Annotated in this window: 24 protein-coding genes; 17 read left to right on the plus strand and 7 right to left on the minus strand. The window is 44.1% G+C overall.

Going from position 1 to position 19,176, the window contains the following annotated elements; genetic code table 11:
* Positions 1 to 43 precede the first annotated feature (43 nt).
* The 3 genes from gltS to OCV24_RS15695 form a co-directional block, all read right to left on the minus strand.
* Entirely contained in the window at positions 44 to 1,270 is a 1,227-nt protein-coding gene (gltS, locus tag OCV24_RS15685) for a sodium/glutamate symporter (protein WP_017057626.1), read from the minus strand.
* A gap of 304 nt (positions 1,271 to 1,574) precedes the next feature.
* Positions 1,575 to 1,931, minus strand: a complete 357-nt coding sequence (locus OCV24_RS15690; RefSeq protein WP_017057627.1) for a YibL family ribosome-associated protein — start codon at positions 1,929 to 1,931, stop codon at positions 1,575 to 1,577.
* A 112-nt stretch (positions 1,932 to 2,043) separates the two neighbouring features.
* Positions 2,044 to 2,430: a tautomerase family protein gene (locus OCV24_RS15695; RefSeq protein WP_046222998.1), complete on the minus strand. Its 387-nt coding sequence runs from the start codon at positions 2,428 to 2,430 to the stop codon at positions 2,044 to 2,046.
* A 275-nt stretch (positions 2,431 to 2,705) separates the two neighbouring features.
* Here OCV24_RS15695 and OCV24_RS15700 point away from each other — a divergent pair, with 275 nt between their 5' ends.
* The 15 genes from OCV24_RS15700 to OCV24_RS15770 all read left to right on the plus strand — a co-directional run bounded on the left by OCV24_RS15700 (position 2,706) and on the right by OCV24_RS15770 (position 14,464).
* On the plus strand, positions 2,706 to 3,317 hold the full coding sequence (locus tag OCV24_RS15700) for an LON peptidase substrate-binding domain-containing protein (RefSeq protein ID WP_017057629.1): 612 nt from the start codon (positions 2,706 to 2,708) through the stop codon (positions 3,315 to 3,317).
* A 110-nt stretch (positions 3,318 to 3,427) separates the two neighbouring features.
* The gene (locus tag OCV24_RS15705) at positions 3,428 to 4,075 is read left to right on the plus strand and encodes a sigma-70 family RNA polymerase sigma factor (protein ID WP_046222997.1); all 648 of its coding nucleotides are present in this window, start codon (positions 3,428 to 3,430) and stop codon (positions 4,073 to 4,075) included.
* A complete protein-coding gene (locus tag OCV24_RS15710) occupies positions 4,068 to 4,757 on the plus strand; it encodes a ChrR family anti-sigma-E factor (RefSeq protein ID WP_077681135.1) in 690 nt (229 codons plus the stop codon). Before OCV24_RS15705 ends, OCV24_RS15710 begins: the two co-directional genes overlap by 8 nt.
* Before the next feature lie 168 nt (positions 4,758 to 4,925).
* Complete coding sequence (locus tag OCV24_RS15715) at positions 4,926 to 5,873, plus strand: YbgA family protein (protein WP_077681136.1); 948 nt, start codon at positions 4,926 to 4,928, stop codon at positions 5,871 to 5,873.
* Complete coding sequence (gene phrB, locus OCV24_RS15720; RefSeq protein ID WP_150877627.1) at positions 5,870 to 7,285, plus strand: deoxyribodipyrimidine photo-lyase; 1,416 nt, start codon at positions 5,870 to 5,872, stop codon at positions 7,283 to 7,285. The genes OCV24_RS15715 and phrB overlap by 4 nt, the downstream gene beginning before the upstream one ends.
* A gap of 14 nt (positions 7,286 to 7,299) precedes the next feature.
* Positions 7,300 to 7,731, plus strand: coding sequence for a nuclear transport factor 2 family protein (locus OCV24_RS15725; protein WP_017057634.1), 432 nt, complete (start codon positions 7,300 to 7,302; stop codon positions 7,729 to 7,731).
* Positions 7,731 to 8,462, plus strand: coding sequence for an SDR family NAD(P)-dependent oxidoreductase (locus OCV24_RS15730; protein WP_017057635.1), 732 nt, complete (start codon positions 7,731 to 7,733; stop codon positions 8,460 to 8,462). Before OCV24_RS15725 ends, OCV24_RS15730 begins: the two co-directional genes overlap by 1 nt.
* Positions 8,463 to 8,464: 2 nt before the next feature.
* Positions 8,465 to 9,736: an NAD(P)/FAD-dependent oxidoreductase gene (locus tag OCV24_RS15735; protein ID WP_150877625.1), complete on the plus strand. Its 1,272-nt coding sequence runs from the start codon at positions 8,465 to 8,467 to the stop codon at positions 9,734 to 9,736.
* Entirely contained in the window at positions 9,733 to 10,539 is an 807-nt protein-coding gene (locus OCV24_RS15740) for a DUF1365 domain-containing protein (protein ID WP_017057637.1), read from the plus strand. Before OCV24_RS15735 ends, OCV24_RS15740 begins: the two co-directional genes overlap by 4 nt.
* A gap of 119 nt (positions 10,540 to 10,658) precedes the next feature.
* Positions 10,659 to 11,939, plus strand: coding sequence for an SAM-dependent methyltransferase (locus OCV24_RS15745; RefSeq protein WP_017057638.1), 1,281 nt, complete (start codon positions 10,659 to 10,661; stop codon positions 11,937 to 11,939).
* On the plus strand, positions 11,917 to 12,441 hold the full coding sequence (locus tag OCV24_RS15750) for a DUF2878 domain-containing protein (protein WP_017057639.1): 525 nt from the start codon (positions 11,917 to 11,919) through the stop codon (positions 12,439 to 12,441). The genes OCV24_RS15745 and OCV24_RS15750 overlap by 23 nt, the downstream gene beginning before the upstream one ends.
* 3 nt (positions 12,442 to 12,444) lie before the next feature.
* Entirely contained in the window at positions 12,445 to 13,068 is a 624-nt protein-coding gene (locus OCV24_RS15755) for a chalcone isomerase family protein (RefSeq protein WP_017057640.1), read from the plus strand.
* A complete protein-coding gene (locus OCV24_RS15760) occupies positions 13,065 to 13,607 on the plus strand; it encodes a DUF3833 domain-containing protein (RefSeq protein WP_017057641.1) in 543 nt (180 codons plus the stop codon). The genes OCV24_RS15755 and OCV24_RS15760 overlap by 4 nt, the downstream gene beginning before the upstream one ends.
* A 228-nt stretch (positions 13,608 to 13,835) precedes the next feature.
* Positions 13,836 to 14,099 carry a hypothetical protein gene (locus OCV24_RS15765; protein WP_017057643.1) on the plus strand — a complete coding sequence of 88 codons (264 nt, stop codon included), beginning with the start codon at positions 13,836 to 13,838 and terminating at the stop codon, positions 14,097 to 14,099.
* Between the two features lie 125 nt (positions 14,100 to 14,224).
* The gene (locus OCV24_RS15770) at positions 14,225 to 14,464 is read left to right on the plus strand and encodes an RNA recognition motif domain-containing protein (RefSeq protein ID WP_017057644.1); all 240 of its coding nucleotides are present in this window, start codon (positions 14,225 to 14,227) and stop codon (positions 14,462 to 14,464) included.
* A 157-nt stretch (positions 14,465 to 14,621) separates the two neighbouring features.
* On the opposite strand, the gene OCV24_RS15775 is transcribed toward OCV24_RS15770, so the two are convergent.
* The 4 genes from OCV24_RS15775 to OCV24_RS15790 form a co-directional block, all read right to left on the minus strand.
* Positions 14,622 to 14,966 carry a ribosome recycling factor family protein gene (locus OCV24_RS15775; RefSeq protein ID WP_136980629.1) on the minus strand — a complete coding sequence of 115 codons (345 nt, stop codon included), beginning with the start codon at positions 14,964 to 14,966 and terminating at the stop codon, positions 14,622 to 14,624.
* A gap of 168 nt (positions 14,967 to 15,134) precedes the next feature.
* Positions 15,135 to 15,602: an OsmC family protein gene (locus OCV24_RS15780; protein ID WP_046222988.1), complete on the minus strand. Its 468-nt coding sequence runs from the start codon at positions 15,600 to 15,602 to the stop codon at positions 15,135 to 15,137.
* Positions 15,603 to 15,631: 29 nt separating this feature from the next.
* Positions 15,632 to 16,024: a GFA family protein gene (locus OCV24_RS15785; RefSeq protein WP_150877623.1), complete on the minus strand. Its 393-nt coding sequence runs from the start codon at positions 16,022 to 16,024 to the stop codon at positions 15,632 to 15,634.
* Between the two features lie 90 nt (positions 16,025 to 16,114).
* Complete coding sequence (locus OCV24_RS15790; RefSeq protein ID WP_102506427.1) at positions 16,115 to 17,068, minus strand: LysR family transcriptional regulator; 954 nt, start codon at positions 17,066 to 17,068, stop codon at positions 16,115 to 16,117.
* 125 nt (positions 17,069 to 17,193) lie between these two features.
* On the opposite strand from OCV24_RS15790, the gene OCV24_RS15795 reads away from it, so the two are divergent.
* Positions 17,194 to 17,877 (plus strand): SDR family oxidoreductase, encoded by a 684-nt coding sequence (locus OCV24_RS15795; protein WP_150877621.1) that lies wholly within the window; start codon positions 17,194 to 17,196, stop codon positions 17,875 to 17,877.
* An 80-nt stretch (positions 17,878 to 17,957) separates the two neighbouring features.
* Positions 17,958 to 19,166 carry an MFS transporter gene (locus OCV24_RS15800; protein ID WP_150877619.1) on the plus strand — a complete coding sequence of 403 codons (1,209 nt, stop codon included), beginning with the start codon at positions 17,958 to 17,960 and terminating at the stop codon, positions 19,164 to 19,166.
* Positions 19,167 to 19,176 lie beyond the last annotated feature (10 nt).

A 19,176-nucleotide genomic window follows, 5' to 3' on the forward strand; every position in this document is an offset into this window, starting at 1 on the left:
GTCAATCGACTGGTTTTCTTTGTATCAATTCTCTGTATTACCATTAACCTATAAACGAGATGTACCCTTGTAGGATGATCAGGTTAACAATATCGATAAAGAAGGCACCGACAATTGGCACTACCATGAACGCCTGTGGCGATGGACCGAATCGACTCACCAAAGACCCCATGTTCATTACTGCTGTTGGCGTTGCTCCTAAGCCGAAACCACAGTGGCCACCCGACATAACTGCCGCTTCATAGTTCGCCCCCATCACCTTAAAGGTCACAAAGTAAGAGAAAAGTCCCAACACCACCGCTTGAACACTAAGGATAACCAAGAATGGAATCGCAAGATCAAAAATGTTCCAAAGCTTAAGGCTCATTAGTGCCATGGCTAAGAACAGCGATAATGACACGGTACCAAGAATATCGACCGTTTCACTGTCGGTTTTGTGCAGCTTAGTCACTTCAAAAACATTAGTAATGAACACACCAATGAATAGCGCATACACAAAGTCAGGAATCATCAACCACGAAACTTCAAAAGTAGCGACCCATTGTTCTAGGTATCTCGCACCAGTGATGCAGATAAGAAGAATGAAAAGAACCTCAATTACCTTCTTCGCCGTTACTTTGTCTTCTTCATATTCGTTGTAAGTCACCAACTCAGGGAAACGTTCGTGAGTTTGTGTACCAGTACCGTATTCAGACTCTAGGTTGTTTTTATCAATCAACTTTTGGGCTACCGGACTACCAATAATACCGCCGATGATAAGACCGAAAGTCGCTGACGCCATCGCAATTTCTAGGGTGTTGGCAATGCCATAGGTCTCTGAAAAAGTTTGTGCCCAAGCGGCGCCAGTTCCGTGACCACCAGATAGCGTAATTGACCCTGCAATCAACCCCATCAAAGGTTCGAGACCAAGTGCCGTGGCGAGAGTTACACCCACACCATTCTGGATGATGATATAAACAGAGGCGACCCCTAGGAACAGAAATACCTTTGCCCCACCTTTTATCAACTGTGTGTAGTTAGCGGCAAGGCCGACGGTAGCAAAAAACATTAGCATGAATGTATTCTGTAATGGCAAAGAGAACTCTAGATCAACGCCATTAAAGTGTAGGGCTGTAATAGCAAAAGCGACGATCAAGCCGCCCACAATGGGCTCTGGGATATTGTATTTTTTGAGAACCGGTAGCTTTGCATTTACAAAATTGCCTAGAAACAAAACACTAATCGCGATTAGGAAAGATTCTAGTGGCCCTATTGAAATTAATTGATTCATATAACCTCTATATTTTTACGTTCTCATATTCCCTAATGAGTCTAGTGACCTGTAATTATGTGTTGCTCCGCTTATATTTATGTAAATAGGTGAGAAGTTGTAGATTAGAAAAACGAGCACATTGCCGTGTTCGCTCTGTGCTATGTATGTAACGTGTTAACCTTTATCGAAGGTTTTTTAACAACAATCACCTCAAAGAAATACAAGCCGACAGAAATAATATCGCCGCTCAATACCTTTCTAAATGCCTAATAAAGCAAAAAGGAGCTACTGCTAGCTCCTTTTTTATTACCATTACAGGTAATTAGAATTTTTTCGGGGCATAACCTGTCATAACCTCAATACGAAGCTCTTTACCAATCTTCGTCATTGGGTGAACAATCACTAATCCTTTTACAGACTTTTTCAGTTTCCCCATATCCGCTTGCTCAGCTTTGGTGATTTCACGGCTAAATGGCATATCAATCAGCGATTTACGCTCTTGATTCACATCGAAGCTTTCTTTGTGTTTAAGCTGGGCAATTTTCTTCGTAAGTTTCTTAATCTCGTCTTCAAATTGACGAACAACAGGACGATCATTACGAGTTTTAGCAGCCGCTAACTTGTGGCGACACTTGTCTAGACGGTTGTTAATTTGTTGAAGTTCGTTTTTAGCACTCATAATAATTTCCTAAGATTAAGCAAGCCAACTTGGATTGGGGCGCGGAGTATAGCACAAGGGTTTACGCGAACCGAAATTTATCTGATAAATCGCCCGCAGAACCAAACATAAGCTAAACCTTCACTTTGTACTGGAGGTCTTGAGCTTCATCTCCCGTCATGCCTCTAAAACCCCAACAGTGTGACGGCTGTTCTTTTATCGTAATTTCGATATCTAAAGGAGAGATACCTAACTGTTTTTCTATTTCTGAGAAAATCTTCTTAATCAGCCGTTTTTTGGTGTTAACAGCTCGACCTTCCATCATGTTGATTTCAATAACGGTGTAAGCTTCAGACCGCCCTTCAGGATAAAAAAAGTCATCTCTTTCTAATGGAACAAATCGATGCGCCCGCTTGTCATCAGGTAAACCCATCTCACTGTTCAAACATTGCTGTAAAACATTAGAGAGCTGTAACTTAATAGGATTTAAACACTCTTTGATACCATAAATAACGATCATGACCATTCCTTTGATGTGATGTCGGATAAAGAAATCTCCGTCAGATAGACGCTCACTATCTCACCTATCCATTCGCTTACTATTTAATCATATAACCTAATGGCATTCATGAAAGAAGGGATAAACAATGAATTTATTAACAGGTGCAACAAAAAATGCAGACCACCGATTTACACTCGGCCACTCCCCGATAAACCATGACTCATCAAATTGATCGTACACCAAACTAGGAACGTATATCCCTAAGATGAATTTTATGTTTGAAGGAGTACTATGTGCCTAAATCAGCTAAAAAAATACAGCCGTTAGATAACACCGAATCAGAAGCACTTGACAGACTGCCAGTATTCCCGCTTCCTTTGTTTATTTTACCAAACGGTAGACAGAGACTACGCATTTTCGAACAGAAATACTTGAAAATGGTCTCCAGTGCGTCTCAAGGAGGTGGGTTTATCATCGCCCCCCAAGATGCAGCAAAACCCAAAACACTCAGCTCATGGGGAACCAGAGTAACGATAGTGGACTTCAATATTTCTGACGACAATATTCTTGAAATCGACGTTGAAGGCGTTCAATTAGTTAAGCTTAAGGATGCAATGCGTCAACAAGACACTCTGATCACCAGTCGCTTTCAAAACTTGCCTCACTGGCCAGAGTTAAATGCCAAAACCCCAAATATCATGACCTCATTTCTTGTTCAGCTTTTCAGAGAAAATGAATCGATCAGAACGCTTTATCCAACACCTGACTTCGAAAATTCTCAATGGACTTGTGCAAGACTCTTGGAAATGTTGCCTATCCCTCTAGAAAAAAAAGCCGAATTTACTAGACCCGCGAGCTTTCCTTCTCTCGTTCCTTTTCTTAATCAAATCATTACGGGGCAATAGACACTTTTATTCACTATAATTTCGTACAATAGAAATTAGTTTAAATTGAAGTGATCCTGAGCTTTACTTTCTGCGTAGTGTTAACCAAATTCGCATGATGGTCAGATACTATGCAAGTGGAAATGAGAAGTTCAGGGAAAGGCAAGGAGCATGTCATTATTCCCGATAACAAATTACCTACCGAAACCAAAGTACCAGCAGAGCTTTCAAGCTGGTTGATTTTGGTTGGTACAGACCGAGACAAGCAGGCTTTTACTAATTTGTTTAAGTTTTTTGCTCCCAAAATCAAACGCTTTGGTATCAGTAAGTTGGGGAGCGAAGCTGCGGCTAACGAACTTGTTCAAGACTCAATGGCTAATGTTTGGAAAAAAGCACACCTCTATAACGAAGAGAAAGGCGCGGCAACGACTTGGGTGTACACCGTGATGCGAAACGCTGCTTTCGATATGTTGAGAAAAGTGAAATCAAAAGCGGAACAAACCATTGCAGACGATATCTGGCCAATCGATTCAATGATAGCGGAATCTCAAAACGAAGAGCTTCCATTTGGTGACCATCTAATGAGCCGTCATGTAATGACTCAGATAGAGAAACTACCTCTCGCCCAGAAAACGATTGTGAAAGGGGTTTACTTTCAAGAGCTATCACAAGAACAACTCGCTCAACAACTTGATGTCCCGCTAGGAACCGTCAAATCACGTCTAAGACTCGCTTTAGCCAAACTTAAGGTCCACATGGGAGAACAAAACCATGATTAAACATCACCCAAATTTAAATATGTTGAAAAGCTTTGTTGGGGGTTCTCTCGCTGATTCCGTTTCTTTGATTGTGGCGAGCCATGTTGAGCTCTGTGAACACTGCCAACAACAAGTTAATCAGTTAACAGCCGAAGCTGCCAACACTGTATTTGACACTGACAATTTAGAATTACCTCTGGGTCATAGAGAAATCAACACCTTTTTTTCTGATGATGTAGAGTTTGATTTAAATGCAATTGAATCAATCACCGCTGACTTATCTCAATCCGTTGAAATGGAGCCAGAAATACAGAAAATAACAGTAGCTAAAACCACTTTTACGCTTCCTAGAGCGCTTAACTCAGTCGCACTAAAAGACTGGATAAGTTTAGGGAAAATATCGAGAGCAAGACTCGATTTCGATGATGAGTCGCACCACACCAGTTTATTGCATATAGACAAAAATGGACAAGTGCCTTGCCACACACACAAAGGTTTTGAAATAACCCTATTGCTAGAGGGAAGCTTCGAGGACGAAATGGGAGTCTATAACAAAGGCGATTTCATCTGGTTAGACGGTAAACACACTCATCAACCAGAAACTAAAGAAGGCTGTGTGTGTTTAACGGTTTCAAGCGACGCCATGCATTTCACTAAAGGCGTAAGTCAGTTATTCAACCCATTGGGTAAGTACATTTACTAAAAGTAAGTGTGATTCAGGTATACAGAACGGTATAGAGACCAATAAATAAATAGTCTAAAATTATATCGGCTTTTTAAAATCATCAAGTTACAGAGCTGCTATGTACAGCTCTGAACTTGTTAAATAGCCTAGACTAAATTAAACAGCACAGAGCGAAGGAGTTGGCCAATGGACAAAAAAATCAAGATAGGCATCAGTGCATGTGTTGCCGGTCACAAAGTTCGGTTTGATACAGGACATAAACGTTCTCGCTTCTGCACAGACGACCTTGCAGAATATGTCGAATTGGAACCAGTTTGCCCAGAAATGGCAATTGGTCTACCGACACCAAGACCAACCATTCGTCAAACTCGTCAACTAGATGACATCATCCATGTCTCTCGTCCAGACGGTTCCGGTGATGTAACCAATGAGCTTATTGAGTTTGGACAAAACTATTCAAAAAACAATCAGCACATTGCTGGTTTCATTGTTTGCCAAAAAAGCCCGACCTGCGGTATGGAACGAGTAAAAGTTTACCACCATCATGGCCGCGGTTCTGAATCGACAGGCGTGGGCATGTTCACCCAACAAATTATGGATGGGAACCCGTTACTTCCAGTTGAAGAGAACGGTCGCCTTAACGATCCGATTTTGCGCGAAAACTTCATGACACGAGTATTCACCTATCAAAAGTGGTTAGACCTTGTCGATGAGGGCGTGACTAAACACAAATTAATTCAGTTCCACAGTGCACATAAGTACCTAGTAATGTGTCATCACGTGGAAGGTTATAAGAGCCTAGGCAAGCTACTGGCCAGTAATGATTTAGAGATAGATGAACTAGCAGGTCAATACATTGAAGGCTTGATGACGGCGTTATCTCACCACGCGAACCGTGGTAGCCACGCTAACACCTTGCAACACCTTCAGGGTTACTTTAAAAAGCAACTGAGCAGCGCGCATAAGCAAGAACTTGCCAATCAGATAACCTCATTCCGCGAAGGTGTCATTCCTCTGTTAGTACCATTAACACTGATAAACCACTATCTAATGGAATACCCAAATGAATACCTCGAGTCACAAGTGTATCTAAACCCTCACCCACAAGAACTTAAACTGAGGTACGGATATTGAGCGATATTTTATGGATACGACGAGACCTAAGGATTCACGATAATCCCGCTCTCGTCGCTGCAATTGAAAGCGGCGTAACTATCGCCGTTTTTATCTCTACCCCGCAGCAATGGCAACGGCATCACCTAGCACCAATCAAAGCAGATTTTATCTACCGCCACCTCAAGCAGCTAGAATCACAGCTCTCGGAGTTCGGTATCACTCTGCTGCACCTCAAAGCCACTGATTTTAACGACCAAGCCACAAAACTAGTCGACTTATGTAAACAGCTCGATGCGACATGTGTCTACGCAAACTCAGAGCCTGAGGTTGATGAACAAGCTCGCGATCAAAAGCTGATTTCAAACGGCCTAAACCTGAAGGTAAGCGACTGCGATGTAATGCTGCCACTAGGTAGCGTTCTCAACAAACAAGGTGAGATGTTCAAAGTCTTTACACCCTTTAAGAACGCTTGGCTAAAAGAAGTTCAGGTAAAAGGCATCATCTGTAACCCTGCTCCTTTCGTGCCTACTGAGTTTTCACAAGAACAGCTTCCTGATGACTTAAAAGCCTTAAAAATATCCGCTGACTATGATTTCGACTTTCCTCGTGTTGATTCAAGTCGCTGGCCATTAAGTCAAGACGTGTTAAAAAGTGTGATTCCCAACTTCCTAGCAAACAAAGTCAACGACTACGCGACGTTTAGGGATATTCCTTCGATTAAAGGCACTTCAGGGTTGTCACCCTATTTAGCAATAGGAGCGATCAGTCCGAGGTGGCTAGCGATTCAATTGATTCAGCAGCAACCTGACCTATTATTTGACACTCAATTACCTGCCTTTTCTTGGCTTAATGAATTGATATGGCGAGATTTCTATAAACATCTGATGTTTCACCACCCTGATTTAGTGAAAGGTTCTAATTTCCAGCCCAAATACAACGGCTTAGATTGGCATCAAGACCACCCAAGCTTCAAAGCATGGTGTGAAGGTAAAACGGGTTATCCATTGGTTGATGCCGCAATGCGTCAATTAGTTGAGACTGGCTGGATGCACAACCGGTTAAGAATGGTGGTGGCGAGTTTCCTGACCAAGCATCTACTCATTGACTGGCGCTGGGGCGAGCGATTCTTTATGTCGCACCTTATCGATGGTGATTTTAGTGCCAACAATGGTGGCTGGCAATGGGCGTCAAGTACCGGCTGTGACGCTCAACCTTACTTTAGAATTTTCAACCCAATCACTCAAAGTGAAAAGTTTGATCCAAAAGGCATTTTTATTCGTAAGTACATACCAGAGCTGCAAAATATCCCTGATAAGCATGTACATTTCCCACATGACTTTATCGCTAAAAACGGAATAGACAGCGAATACTGGCAACCCATCGTCGAACATAAAGAAGCACGATTGAGAGCCTTAGCCTTTTTCAAATAATTAGAGTGAGTATTATGGATAACTCTCTATGGCTTGATAACTTTCTCAACATGTATCGAGAACTTGGTACCGAGAATTTTGATGTGCTGAAAACGGTGTATCATCCAAAAATTGAATTCCAGGACCCACTGCATCAAGTCAGTGGGATCGAAGCACTGACGCACTATTTTGAGAACCTATATTCCCAAGTAACCAGCTGCTACTTTCACATAGAGCACAAGTTTGAGGTGAAAGATGAGGCGTCTATATATTGGACAATGCAGTTTGCTCACAAGCAGTTGAATGGTCAAAAGCCTATCGAAGTTCAAGGCCACAGCCATATCAAAATGCTCGATGACCAAGTGATCTATCACAGAGACTACCTCGACGTCGGCTCTATGTTGTATGAACACATTCCAGTGTTAGGCTGTGCCATCAAATCCATCAAGAAAAGAGCGAGCCGATAATGCGTATTATGATCACTGGCGCGACCTCAGGTATCGGCCAATCACTGACACTCGATTATGCTCAGCAAGGGCATCAAGTAATTGCTTGTGGCCGCAACTCAGACAAGCTGCAAACCTTAGTCGATTCCCACAAAACAGACCTATCACACTCATCCATTGAGCCACTCTGTTTTGATCTAACCGATTACCACAATTTCCCTGAGCTTGACCACAACAAGCCACTCGACCTGCTAATTTTGAATGCAGGTGATTGTGAGTATATCGATGATCCATTGAATTTTGATGCGGAGCTTTTCGAACGCGTCATTAATATCAACCTGATCTCTATTGGCTACGCTTTAAAAGCATGGCTCAAAAACATCAAGCCCGGCGGTCGCTTGGTTTTGGTGAGTTCAAGCGCGAGCTTTTTGCCTTTGCCTAGAGCTGAGGCTTATGGCGCTTCTAAGGCGGCACTCACGTATTTAGGCAGAACGCTTTCGGTTGACCTGGCACAACACGATATTCATGTATCAATTGTGCATCCTGGCTTTGTTGAAACACCATTAACCGAGCGAAATACGTTCTCTATGCCTATGATCATTAGTAGTGAGGCCGCAACTCAGCGAATCGTAAACGGTATTGCTCAAGGAAAGAGTGAGATCGACTTCCCAAGACGATTCATCATGTTGATGAAGCTATTAAGAATGCTTCCAACTCAAGTTTGGCAAAAACTCGCTTCAAGGATGGTATAACAATGAAGAAAATCGCCATTATTGGTTCAGGCATCTCTGGACTCACTTGCGCGCATATATTGGATAAGCACCACGACGTAACGGTATTTGAAAAAAATGATTACGTTGGAGGGCACACTGCCACCGTTGATATTGAACATCAAGGCTCGGCGTTTTCTATCGACACCGGCTTTATTGTATTCAACGATCGAACGTACCCGAATTTCAACCAGCTTCTAGAACAACTCGGTGTTGAAAGGCAACCGACTGAGATGAGCTTCAGTGTTCACAACTCGACCACTAAGTTTGAATACAATGGCCACAGCATTAATTCATTATTCGCTCAAAGGAGTAACATTTTTAAACCGCAGTTCTGGTCTTTGGTTTCCGACATTCTTAAGTTCAACAAATTGTGTAAAGCACAATTCGAAAGCAATGTATTCACGCCTGACGTTACCCTTGGTAATTTCCTGCGAGATAACCAGTTTTCCGACTTCTTTAGCCAGCACTACATCCTACCGATGGGTGCCGCTATTTGGTCGACAAGCTTAGAAGAGATGGAAGAGTTTGAGCTTAAGTTCTTTATTCAGTTCTTCTATAACCATGGCCTGCTAGACATCGCCAACCGACCTCAGTGGTACGTGATTCCTAAAGGATCGCGATCTTATGTTGAGATCATCCTTTCGCGTTTGAACAAACCGGTTGCGTTGAATACATCAATCAAACAGGTCACCCGCCAAGAAGTTGGTATTACCATTGAATTTGAAGATGGTGATACACAAGACTTCGATGAAGTGATATTCGCCTGTCACTCAGACCAAGCCCTGCGCCTACTTGGTGATGCGACCGAACAAGAGCAGCAGGTACTAGGCGCGATCCCTTACAGCCGCAACGAAGTAGTGCTCCACACGGATACTCGCTTACTACCAGACAGAAAGCTGGCTTGGGCGAGTTGGAACTACATGCTCGATGGCGACAGCAAACGACCGGCTTGTGTCACTTACAACATGAACATCCTACAGGGCATTGAAAGCCAAGATACCTTCTGTGTAACCCTAAATCAAAGTGACGCGATAGCACCTGAGAAAATCATTCGCAGCTTTGTCTATCACCACCCCGTTCTAAACTCGAACACGGTTGAAGCTCAGCACAAGCGTGAACAGATTTGTGGCAAAAACCAAACTCACTTCGCAGGAGCTTATTGGTATAACGGGTTCCATGAAGATGGTGTCCACAGCGCACTTGATGTAACCAAACGCTTCGGCTTAGATTTGAATACGAGTTCAGCGCTATGAACACTCACGCCCTGACACCCGACATGAGGGCCGATCCAGAAAAGAGTGAAGAACTCAGCGGGATCTATTGGGGTAACGTCAGACATCGCCGTTTCGGCGACATCACCCACGAGTTCAGCTATCAGCTATATATGATGGGGCTGGATCTTGATGAACTGCCCCAAACCACAGCGCGTAGTGCGCTGTTCGGAACTCAATGGTATAACCCGATTCGCTTTGTCGAATCGGATTATCTCGCTGAAAAAAAAGAAAATAGCATTAACAATGAACCAAAATCACTTAAGCAACGTATAGCTTCCAAAGTGCAACAACTTGGTGGGGTTTGGTCTGAGTCAAATAGAGTAACAATGTTGGCACAGTGCCGTTGTTTAGGTATTTATTTCAGCCCAATCAACTGTTTTTTCTGCTACGACGAAACCGGAGAGTGTCGCTATATGTTGGCTGAAGTGAGTAACACACCTTGGCGACAACGACACTACTATCTGATCGACATGCAACAAGAGTTAAAGGTTAAGAAAGAGTTCCACGTATCGCCGTTTATGGACTTAAACATGACCTACTTTTGGAAGATTAAGCCACCAGCGAAACGAACATTAGTCCACATCGAAAGCCGCCGAGACGAAAAGCTTTTCGATGCAACGCTGGCACTGACCAAGCAGTCAGTAACCAAGCAAAACATTCGACGAACAGTATTCAAAATTCCGGCGATGACGATAAAAGTCGTGATGGGAATTTATTATCAGGCTCTCAAATTATTCCTGAAAAAAGTACCGTTCGTGGCGCATCCAGACTCAACGTCTTAAGCGCCTTTACAGTCACTAAATAGTACAACTCAATTAACGATTTGGGCGTCTCAAACCAATGAACAACACCCAACCTTAGTTGACCTAAAAAATTTAAATGAGTTCTCAGCGAGGTTTACATGGAACAGCTTGCAAAACAAAACAACAACATTAAACAACAAGCTAAAGCCGTTGCTGTTTCAAGCAACTGTAAATATCGATCTTTAATCTTCAAGGTGTTAGAACGCCTGCAATTTGCGACGCTCGAAATCATCGAGCGAGACCAAAATTCAGTGTTTGGTGATCGAGAAGCCGACTTGAAAGGTCAAATTGTGATTCACGATGCGACCTTTTTTAGAGATGTTGTCATCAACGGCAGTATTGGTGCATCCGAAGCCTACATTGATGGTAAATGGACCAGCCCAGATCTGACTCGCGTTATCCAGATCATGGCGCGCAACCAATCGCAGCTAGACGAATTGGACGATAAAACACAGTGGATTTCTCGCATCAAAAACCTGCTATTACGACGTAAGAATGCCAACACCGAGCAAGGCTCTAAGCGAAATATTCTCGCTCACTACGACATCGGTAACGAACTGTATGAGCGATTCTTAGATAGCTCTATGCAATATTCGTCGGCTATCTACAGCGAAGAAGCAGAAACCCTATCCAAAGCTCAGCAAAACAAAATGAAAACCATCTGTGAGCGATTAGAGCTGTCTGAGAACGATAACGTGGTCGAGATAGGCACAGGCTGGGGTGGCTTGGCTATATTCATGGCGCAACACTATGGTTGCCATGTCACCACAACCACAATCTCAGATGCCCAACACGCGCTTGCAGAACAGAGAGTAAAAGCGCTTGGCTTAACCGACAAAATCACCCTCCTTAAGGAAGATTATCGTAACCTCGCTGGCGAGTATGACAAATTGGTTTCTATCGAGATGATAGAAGCAGTCGGACATGAATATCTACAAACCTTCTTTGAGAAATGTTCTTCGCTACTGAAACCTTCAGGCAAGATGTTGATTCAAGCAATCACCATCGCCGACAGTCGTTACGATAAATACCGCAAAGGCGTCGACTTTATTCAGAAGTACATTTTCCCGGGCGGTTGTTTACCTTCGGTTTCAGTGATGACTCAACACCTTGCGACCAGCACAGACCTTGTCGTCCAAGAAATTAATGACATAGGCCTGCACTACGCTCGCACGCTTAACGACTGGAACATCGCCTTTGAAAACAGCTGGCAAGAGTTAGAGTCTCTCGGTTATTCAGAAGAGTTTAAGCGCTTATGGATCTTTTATTTCTGTTACTGTGAAGGCGCATTCAAAGAGCGCGTGATCAGTACACATCACCTAGTGGCCAGAAAACCTCGTTACTTTGGAGCAAAAGATGAAACAGTTTTGGATTATTAATCTGGTCTTGTTTCAAGCGACCTGGGTTTGCAGCGCCTTCTTTACCGCGCAAGCCCCGTTCATCGCGCCACTGATTGTCGCTGTTCATTTCCTTCTCTCTCCGACTCGTAGTCGTGACCTGAAAATACTCTGTTTGCTTCCATTAGGGCTATTGCTTGATAGCCTCATGCTTTACTTCGGCGTGTTTGCCGTCGATTCTGAAATTGCCAATCAATCATGGTTTCCAGTGTGGCTCGTATGTCTATGGATCATGTTTTTGATCAGCTTCAATCACAGCCTAAATTGGCTTTTAAAATGCTCGAAAGTGATCTTGTTCGCCATAGGGTTCGTAGCGGGTACTAGTAGCTATTGGGGAGGCATCAAAGTAGGCGCCCTTATTACTACTTGGCCAGATGCATCGGTAGTCGCAGCCCTTGCAATAAGTTGGGGAATTTTGTTGCCCTTACTGGTGGCCGCCTACTCCAACTTAGTACAACCTGAAATAGCAAGGACAACGAGGTGACTTATGGCTTATTCACGCAACCCTACCCAAGCGTTCATACCTGAGAACGAAACAAGCCGCGTTCGTGCGCTGTCAAAATCTACAGTGCAATCAAGCTATCTAAATCAAGAGAGCACTCAAACAACAAACAGATTGGTAAGCTTCATCACACTACCCCTGATTTTTGCTGTGCTCTTCTTTACTGGAAACGCGAACGCCTCTGCTGTTGATGATTTAAATAAACGCGGCCAAGGCGAAATGAGTTACCTGTTTTGGAAACTTTATTCTGCTGAGTTCTACGCAACGCCAACCAACTCAGATCGAGCATTAAAACTTGAGTATTACCGCGCGATAGATAGCAAAGACCTCGTAGACGCAACCAAAGAGCAATGGAACAAACTTGGCTACTCAAACAACAATATTCAACGTTGGCTACAACCTTTGTACGAGATGTGGCCTAACGTTGAAGCAGGAAGCACACTCACTATCCGTGTAACAGAAGACAATATAAGCCGGTTCTACTTCGACGAACAACCGATCGGCACCATCCAAGACAAACAATTTGGTGAAGCTTTTTTGGCAATCTGGCTATCTGAAAACACATCCGAGCCCGGCCTACGCAAACAACTATTAGGGTTAAATAAATGAGTCCAAAAACAAAAATAATAAAACTCGCTCTAGCACTGCTTTCTCTCATTTTGCTAGCGGGCTGTGGCTCTGCAAGTTTAGAAGACCATGTCGACACTACGCCAGAGCTCAAGCTTGAAACCTTTTTTAATGGTGATCTGATGGCCTATGGCATGGTGCTCGACCGCTCTGGTAACCTGCTGCGCCGCTTTGATGCCAAACTTATCGCGACTTGGGACGGTGACAACGGAGAGATAAAAGAGTGGTTCTCCTTTGCTGATGGTGAGCGCTCAACTCGCGTTTGGAATCTGATCAAAACGGGCGAAAACACCTATTCTGGGACTGCCAACGATGTCGTTGGAACCGCTTATGGTGAGACTCAAGGCTCCGCCTTGTACTGGAAGTATGACCTCGAAATTGAAGTAGACGGCAGCACCTATGAAGTCGTACTAGATGATTGGATGTTCTTAATGGACGAAAAACGACTATTCAACAAAACCGAAATGTCGAAGTTTGGCTTTAAGGTCGGTGAGGTCATCTTATACATAGAGAAAATCTGATGAAGCGAACCTTAGATTTAATATTGTTCGTTTAGCGCGAAATTTCAGCCCACAAAGATATGTTGTGGGCTGTTTTGTTTGATCTCGCGAATTGCATACCTGCAAGCTCAACGCTCTGTGCTAAGATGCGCCACCAGCACACAAATGGGCTAGGCTCACACATAGCAGTTCCTATTTGTTTCGCTAGCGTAGATTTCCTAACATGATTAATTGAAAAGGCTTTAAAGCATGAGCAAGTTGACCTCAGCGGAGCGTAAAGCTCGCGACAATGAACGTTTCTCACAACGCGTAAACGACCGCAGAGAAAAAGGTGAAGACGTCGTTGCTTACGCACTGACCAACAAAAAAGCTGTAAAATTCCTGACTAAGTCCGAGAAAAAACGTTTCAACGAAACGAAAGCGACTCTTCAAGAAGAGAAGCGAGTTAAAGAACAAGAAGAGCTTAACCGAATCGAAGACGCGTTCACGATCAAACAGTTCGACGAAGAGTAACCTGACTCTAAAAACCGCTGGCATGACTTAACAAACCCAAGCAAGCATGAACTTAAATTATTATGTCAGGGTGAGCATGAAAGTGTGCGACAATGCTCGGCGTAAATTCATATTCAAGGTTTATTATGAAACTTCTAGTTCGTAACCTATCGCGCTCTACATCTGAGCAAGACATCCGTGTGCTATTTTCTGAGTTCGGTTCAGTAAAAGAGTGCAGCCTAGTTTTAGACCAAGAAACTGGCGACTCAAAAGGCTTTGCTTTTGTTGAAATGCCAGAGCACGAAGAAGCGAAAGCGGCGCTAAACAAGCTGAACATGACTAAGCTTGGTAAAAACACGATTCGTGTAAAAGTAGCGAACTCTTAATCGAGCAATGCTTCATAAGCCAAGTGGCTTAGCTTAACGGCAGCACAGATGATAAAGCCCGTAACGATATTTCGCTGAAAAACGCAATATCGTTACGGGCTTTTTGCTGCTCGCGATTTTCTTTTCACAACCCATTCGACTCACTTAAAATTCGCGCTTACAACCCTTCATGTTCATCAATCGCACGTCTTGCTTCTGCCATTGAACATCCAGATTCCATCACCAACTGAGCGACCGTCATCGAGGGTGTCGCCGCTAACAGAGAAGCCAAACACACCACAGGTTTAGGCAGTACTTTGTCTATCGCAATGGCGATCCAACCGTCTTTTTCGTGGGTGAGCAAGGCTTTAAATTCAACGAGTTGATGCTCTTGAGCGACCAACAACCAATTACGCGAACGACGAACTCGTTTCAACTGGCATCCACATTCCGCAGCATTCGCCATCACTTGGCTTTTATCACTCACACGATGTACAAAACTATTCAATGGGACACTAAACATAACTCTCTGCTAACCAATCTATTCCTACCATTCAAGAGCTCTCTACCTATCTCTCAGAACTTTCTAACTGTCACTTAATAAAACCATACGTAGGATTACACAGACACAAAAAAACCGCCAGTGATGCACTAGGCAGCCTCGCAGTTGTTCTATGTTCACGTGTGTTGTTTACGCTTTAGTTTCTACCACAATGTCCGTTTTTACCGAGTTCGCAATAAAACAGTTTTTATGCGCTAAATGGTGCAGCTTTTGGATCTGTTTGGCCGTTGGTTGCTTAGTTCCTAAAAACACAATCTCAGGTCGCAGCGTTACCTTTGTAACGGACGAACGACCTGACTCATCTTCTTCAAGCACACCAACTGCATCGTCCACATAAGAACCGATCACATACTTCTGTTTAGCCGCGATGCCCAAAAAAGTCAGCATATGACAGCTAGAAAGTGCTGCAATAAAGGCTTCTTCTGGATCAACATTCTCGGCCACCGAAAGTGGCAATGGCACCACATGAGGCGAAGAGGAAGCAGGCACAGTGACACCACCATCGAACTCCCACGTATGGCTGCGACTGTATTGATTGTCGCTAAAGGCTTCATCTTCCTCTTTTTGCCAACGAATGACCGCACCATATTCAGACATAATTCCTTCCCTTCTTAATGCTCAATAAATTAACGATCAGCTGGGTGATTAACACCATCATTAGTGACCACATCACCAATATCAAAAGGGTTTACCCCTTCCAAACAACCGATATTAAAGCCATATTCATTTGGGCTTGAGCGGCGTTGATGATGAGTATAGATACCGCAGTTCAAACAGAAGTAATGCTTGGCGGTATTGGTATTGAATTGATAGAGCTTGAGGTAGTCAGCACCTTTGATGATCTTGATACTATCAAGCGCCACAGAGCCAACAATCGCGCCTCTACGACGACAGATAGAACAATCACATCGACGTGGCTTTTCTATTCCATTAGGTAGGCTGAGTTCCAATTCAACTGCGCCACAGTGGCAAGTGGCTTTGTGAAAAGGTTGGATAACCGTATCTCCGACGACTTTCATTTTTCTCTCCAATCACGTCCTTATGTTGCAGGTATCATAACCAGTTCAATGACCTCTGTCCGTAAGCTGGCGCTGAGTTCGAGAGATCCGTCATACGTAGGTGAGCGTCGACTCTTTGTCTGATCGCTCGACCAAACCACTGAAATTCTCAAGAAGATAATCTAAGAAGAGTCGGATACGCTTCGGCTGATATTTCTTACTGATGTACACCACATTCAAGTCGGCGCTTGATACAGAGGTTGAGGTGTTAAAGTTCTTCATGTAGCCATTGAGCAGAGTCACAAGACGCTGGTTATTGATGTCATCTTGCACATCCAACACTGATTTAAGGGCAATGCCCTCACCTTTTAATGCCCAATATCGAATCACTTCACCGTCGTCTGAGAATCGCTTTGGTACAACGGTAATCGACTTCTTCATATCATGATCTTGGAAGTGCCATGTCTTGAGTTCTTCATTGCTGCGCAGCATCGCTAAACAATCGTGTTCGACCAAATCTTGTGGCGTCAACGGCGTTCCATACTTGGCAAGATATTCAGGCGAAGCACACAGCACACGTCGGCTTGGCGACAAACGTCTGGATATCAAACTGCTGTCGACCAACTCCCCATAACGGATCACGATATCCATGCCCGATTCCGCAATATTCGATAGGTTATCGTTCAAATACAGGTAAGGAATCACATCTGGATACTGCTGACAAAATTCCGACAAGATAGGCAGGATGTACTGCTTACCGATGTCTTTCGGCGCAGCGATCTTTAATGGGCCTTTAACCTCTTTGACACCATTCTGAATCAGATTTTCAGCCTCGCTGACATTATCTAATATCTCCAGACATGCCTTGTAATACAGCTCTCCTGAGTCAGTCAAAGACACATGTCGCGTGCTTCGATTCAACAACTTCACGCCATATCGTTCTTCAAGTGCCTGCAGCCTTGCTGTCATGGTCGCGGGCGATAAACCCAACTCTCGCCCCGCGGCAGCCAAACCTTGATGTTTCACAATACTGACGAACATCGCCATGTCTGAAAACTTATCCATGCTATTCGTGCCCTCGCCCTATTGTTCACTTAAACCGAATAATGAATTTATATTTTAGCCAATTATCAAATTTAGTCGAATAAATATAATAACAACCATCAGCAGAACACGTAGGAATTCAAGACATGAACAACGAACTAGCAAACCAAGAAAAAAACACCTTCGTCATCATTGGTGGCACGTCAGGTATTGGTAAAGCATTAGCAATGCAATTGAGAAACGAAGACAACACAGTACACATTGCCAGCCGTCACACTGGTGTTGATATCAGCAATGAAAAATCGATTTGTGAATACTTCGAATCAATTGGTCCATTCGATCACTTGGTGGTCACGGCAGGCTCATCCGCTCCGGCTGGAAAAGTGACAAACGTTGCTATCGACGACGCAAAGTCGGCATTCGATACCAAGTTTTGGGGCAGCCTAAACGTTGCTAAGCATGCAGCACGTTACATGAAACCTAACGGTTCGATCACGCTCACGACGGGCATGCTATCGCGCAAAGTGGTCGCTGGCACTTACGTAAAAACGGCAATAAACGCCGCACTAGAAAGCGTGACTAAGATACTGGCGAAAGAGCTATCACCGATTCGAGTCAACGCCGTCAGCCCTGGCATAACCATGACAACTGCCTACAAAAACATGGATGACTCAGCTCGTTCAACCATGTACGACAACGCGAAAAACAACTTACCAGCAGGCAAAGTCGGAGAGGCTGAAGATATCGCAATGGGCTACCTATTCGCGATTAACAACCCATATGTAACTGGGTCAATCATCGACATCGACGGCGGCGCTCTGCTCGGCTAACCCCTTAACGACACAAAATGCAATTGTTAGGGCGTGTATATAACGCCCTAACAAACAAGAATCAACATAGGTAGCTCATCATGAAACAAGAAGCCATCCATAAAGAAAAGATTCCATTCCAAGTTTGGATACTGACACTCGCGGCTTTTGCTATCGGCACAGCTGAATTCGTTATCGCCGGCATTCTTCCACAAATTGCCACATCCCTTTCGATCACCGAAGGTCAAGCCGGATACCTAATCAGTGCTTACGCATTAGCTATCGTTATTGGTGGCCCGATCTTAACCATCTACCTCGCACGTTTTAACAAGAAGATGGTACTGATTGGCTTAATGGCTTTGTTCATCATCGGCAATATCTTGTCAGCCTTAGCTCCTAGTTACCCACTTCTACTTGCAAGCCGCGTTATCGCAGGCTTAGTGCAAGGTCCTTTCTATGGCATAGGTGCAGTTGTCGCGACCAATTTAGTGTCTGAGAAAATGGCAGGTCGCGCCGTTGGCCAAATGTTCGCAGGCTTAACGCTCGCTAACGTTCTTGGGGTTCCCGCAGGGACTTGGGTGAGCTTGCAATTCGGTTGGCATACCACCTTCTTTACCGTAGCGGCGCTTGGCACGATTGCGATGATCTCTATCCTAATCTCAATCAAATCAACGGGGCACAGTGAAGCGAAAGACATCAAAACTCAGCTTCTGGCGTTCAAAAATCCAATGCTGCTGATCAGCTTGGCGATCACCGCATTTGCTTGGTCTGGCTTTATGACGCTTTACGGCTACCTAGCGCCTATCGCCATGCACATCACGGGCTACGGTCAAGAATCAGTAACTTGGATCTTAGTCATTGTGGGTATTGGCTTAATCATCGGCAACACTTTGGGCGGACGTTCTTCAGATAAAAACCTCGGTAAAGCTTCAATGTTTTGGGCTGTCGCAATGATTGTGTCATTGGTGGTGGTTGGTCTTGTGGTAGACAACAAAATCCTATTCGTTGCAGCGGCATTTGTCTTTGGTATTGCATCATTTGCGAACGTTCCTGCTATGCAACTTCGAGTAATGAACCACGGTGGCGAAGGCCAAGAGTTAGCAGCCACCGCGAATATCTCAGCGTTTAACTTAGCTAATGCCTTTGGTGGCTTCCTTGGCGGCATGGTTCTCGACAGCCAACTAGGCGCAGGCATGATTCCATTCGCAGCCGTTGTTGTCCCCGTGATTGGCTTGCTGCTAATCGCCAAAGCTAACCGAGCTGACAAACCACAGAGCAACTCAATTTTTAGCCCTGCGGAAAGCAAGTAACTCCGCTTGC

The organism is Vibrio kanaloae (assembly GCF_024347535.1).
In the GTDB taxonomy this organism is placed as follows: domain Bacteria; phylum Pseudomonadota; class Gammaproteobacteria; order Enterobacterales; family Vibrionaceae; genus Vibrio; species Vibrio kanaloae.

What these genes read in the sequence shown, in the direction of transcription:
- gltS (WP_017057626.1), bottom strand. Translation starts at nt 1,270, where the DNA reads ATGAATCAATTAATTTCAATAGGGCCACTAGAATCTTTCCTAATCGCG.
- OCV24_RS15690 (WP_017057627.1), bottom strand. Translation starts at nt 1,931, where the DNA reads ATGAGTGCTAAAAACGAACTTCAACAAATTAACAACCGTCTAGACAAG.
- OCV24_RS15695 (WP_046222998.1), bottom strand. Translation starts at nt 2,430, where the DNA reads ATGATCGTTATTTATGGTATCAAAGAGTGTTTAAATCCTATTAAGTTA.
- OCV24_RS15705 (WP_046222997.1), top strand. Translation starts at nt 3,428, where the DNA reads ATGCAAGTGGAAATGAGAAGTTCAGGGAAAGGCAAGGAGCATGTCATT.
- OCV24_RS15710 (WP_077681135.1), top strand. Translation starts at nt 4,068, where the DNA reads ATGATTAAACATCACCCAAATTTAAATATGTTGAAAAGCTTTGTTGGG.
- OCV24_RS15715 (WP_077681136.1), top strand. Translation starts at nt 4,926, where the DNA reads ATGGACAAAAAAATCAAGATAGGCATCAGTGCATGTGTTGCCGGTCAC.
- OCV24_RS15725 (WP_017057634.1), top strand. Translation starts at nt 7,300, where the DNA reads ATGGATAACTCTCTATGGCTTGATAACTTTCTCAACATGTATCGAGAA.
- OCV24_RS15730 (WP_017057635.1), top strand. Translation starts at nt 7,731, where the DNA reads ATGCGTATTATGATCACTGGCGCGACCTCAGGTATCGGCCAATCACTG.
- OCV24_RS15735 (WP_150877625.1), top strand. Translation starts at nt 8,465, where the DNA reads ATGAAGAAAATCGCCATTATTGGTTCAGGCATCTCTGGACTCACTTGC.
- OCV24_RS15740 (WP_017057637.1), top strand. Translation starts at nt 9,733, where the DNA reads ATGAACACTCACGCCCTGACACCCGACATGAGGGCCGATCCAGAAAAG.
- OCV24_RS15745 (WP_017057638.1), top strand. Translation starts at nt 10,659, where the DNA reads ATGGAACAGCTTGCAAAACAAAACAACAACATTAAACAACAAGCTAAA.
- OCV24_RS15750 (WP_017057639.1), top strand. Translation starts at nt 11,917, where the DNA reads ATGAAACAGTTTTGGATTATTAATCTGGTCTTGTTTCAAGCGACCTGG.
- OCV24_RS15755 (WP_017057640.1), top strand. Translation starts at nt 12,445, where the DNA reads ATGGCTTATTCACGCAACCCTACCCAAGCGTTCATACCTGAGAACGAA.
- OCV24_RS15760 (WP_017057641.1), top strand. Translation starts at nt 13,065, where the DNA reads ATGAGTCCAAAAACAAAAATAATAAAACTCGCTCTAGCACTGCTTTCT.
- OCV24_RS15765 (WP_017057643.1), top strand. Translation starts at nt 13,836, where the DNA reads ATGAGCAAGTTGACCTCAGCGGAGCGTAAAGCTCGCGACAATGAACGT.
- OCV24_RS15770 (WP_017057644.1), top strand. Translation starts at nt 14,225, where the DNA reads ATGAAACTTCTAGTTCGTAACCTATCGCGCTCTACATCTGAGCAAGAC.
- OCV24_RS15775 (WP_136980629.1), bottom strand. Translation starts at nt 14,966, where the DNA reads ATGTTTAGTGTCCCATTGAATAGTTTTGTACATCGTGTGAGTGATAAA.
- OCV24_RS15780 (WP_046222988.1), bottom strand. Translation starts at nt 15,602, where the DNA reads ATGTCTGAATATGGTGCGGTCATTCGTTGGCAAAAAGAGGAAGATGAA.
- OCV24_RS15785 (WP_150877623.1), bottom strand. Translation starts at nt 16,024, where the DNA reads ATGAAAGTCGTCGGAGATACGGTTATCCAACCTTTTCACAAAGCCACT.
- OCV24_RS15790 (WP_102506427.1), bottom strand. Translation starts at nt 17,068, where the DNA reads ATGGATAAGTTTTCAGACATGGCGATGTTCGTCAGTATTGTGAAACAT.
- OCV24_RS15795 (WP_150877621.1), top strand. Translation starts at nt 17,194, where the DNA reads ATGAACAACGAACTAGCAAACCAAGAAAAAAACACCTTCGTCATCATT.
- OCV24_RS15800 (WP_150877619.1), top strand. Translation starts at nt 17,958, where the DNA reads ATGAAACAAGAAGCCATCCATAAAGAAAAGATTCCATTCCAAGTTTGG.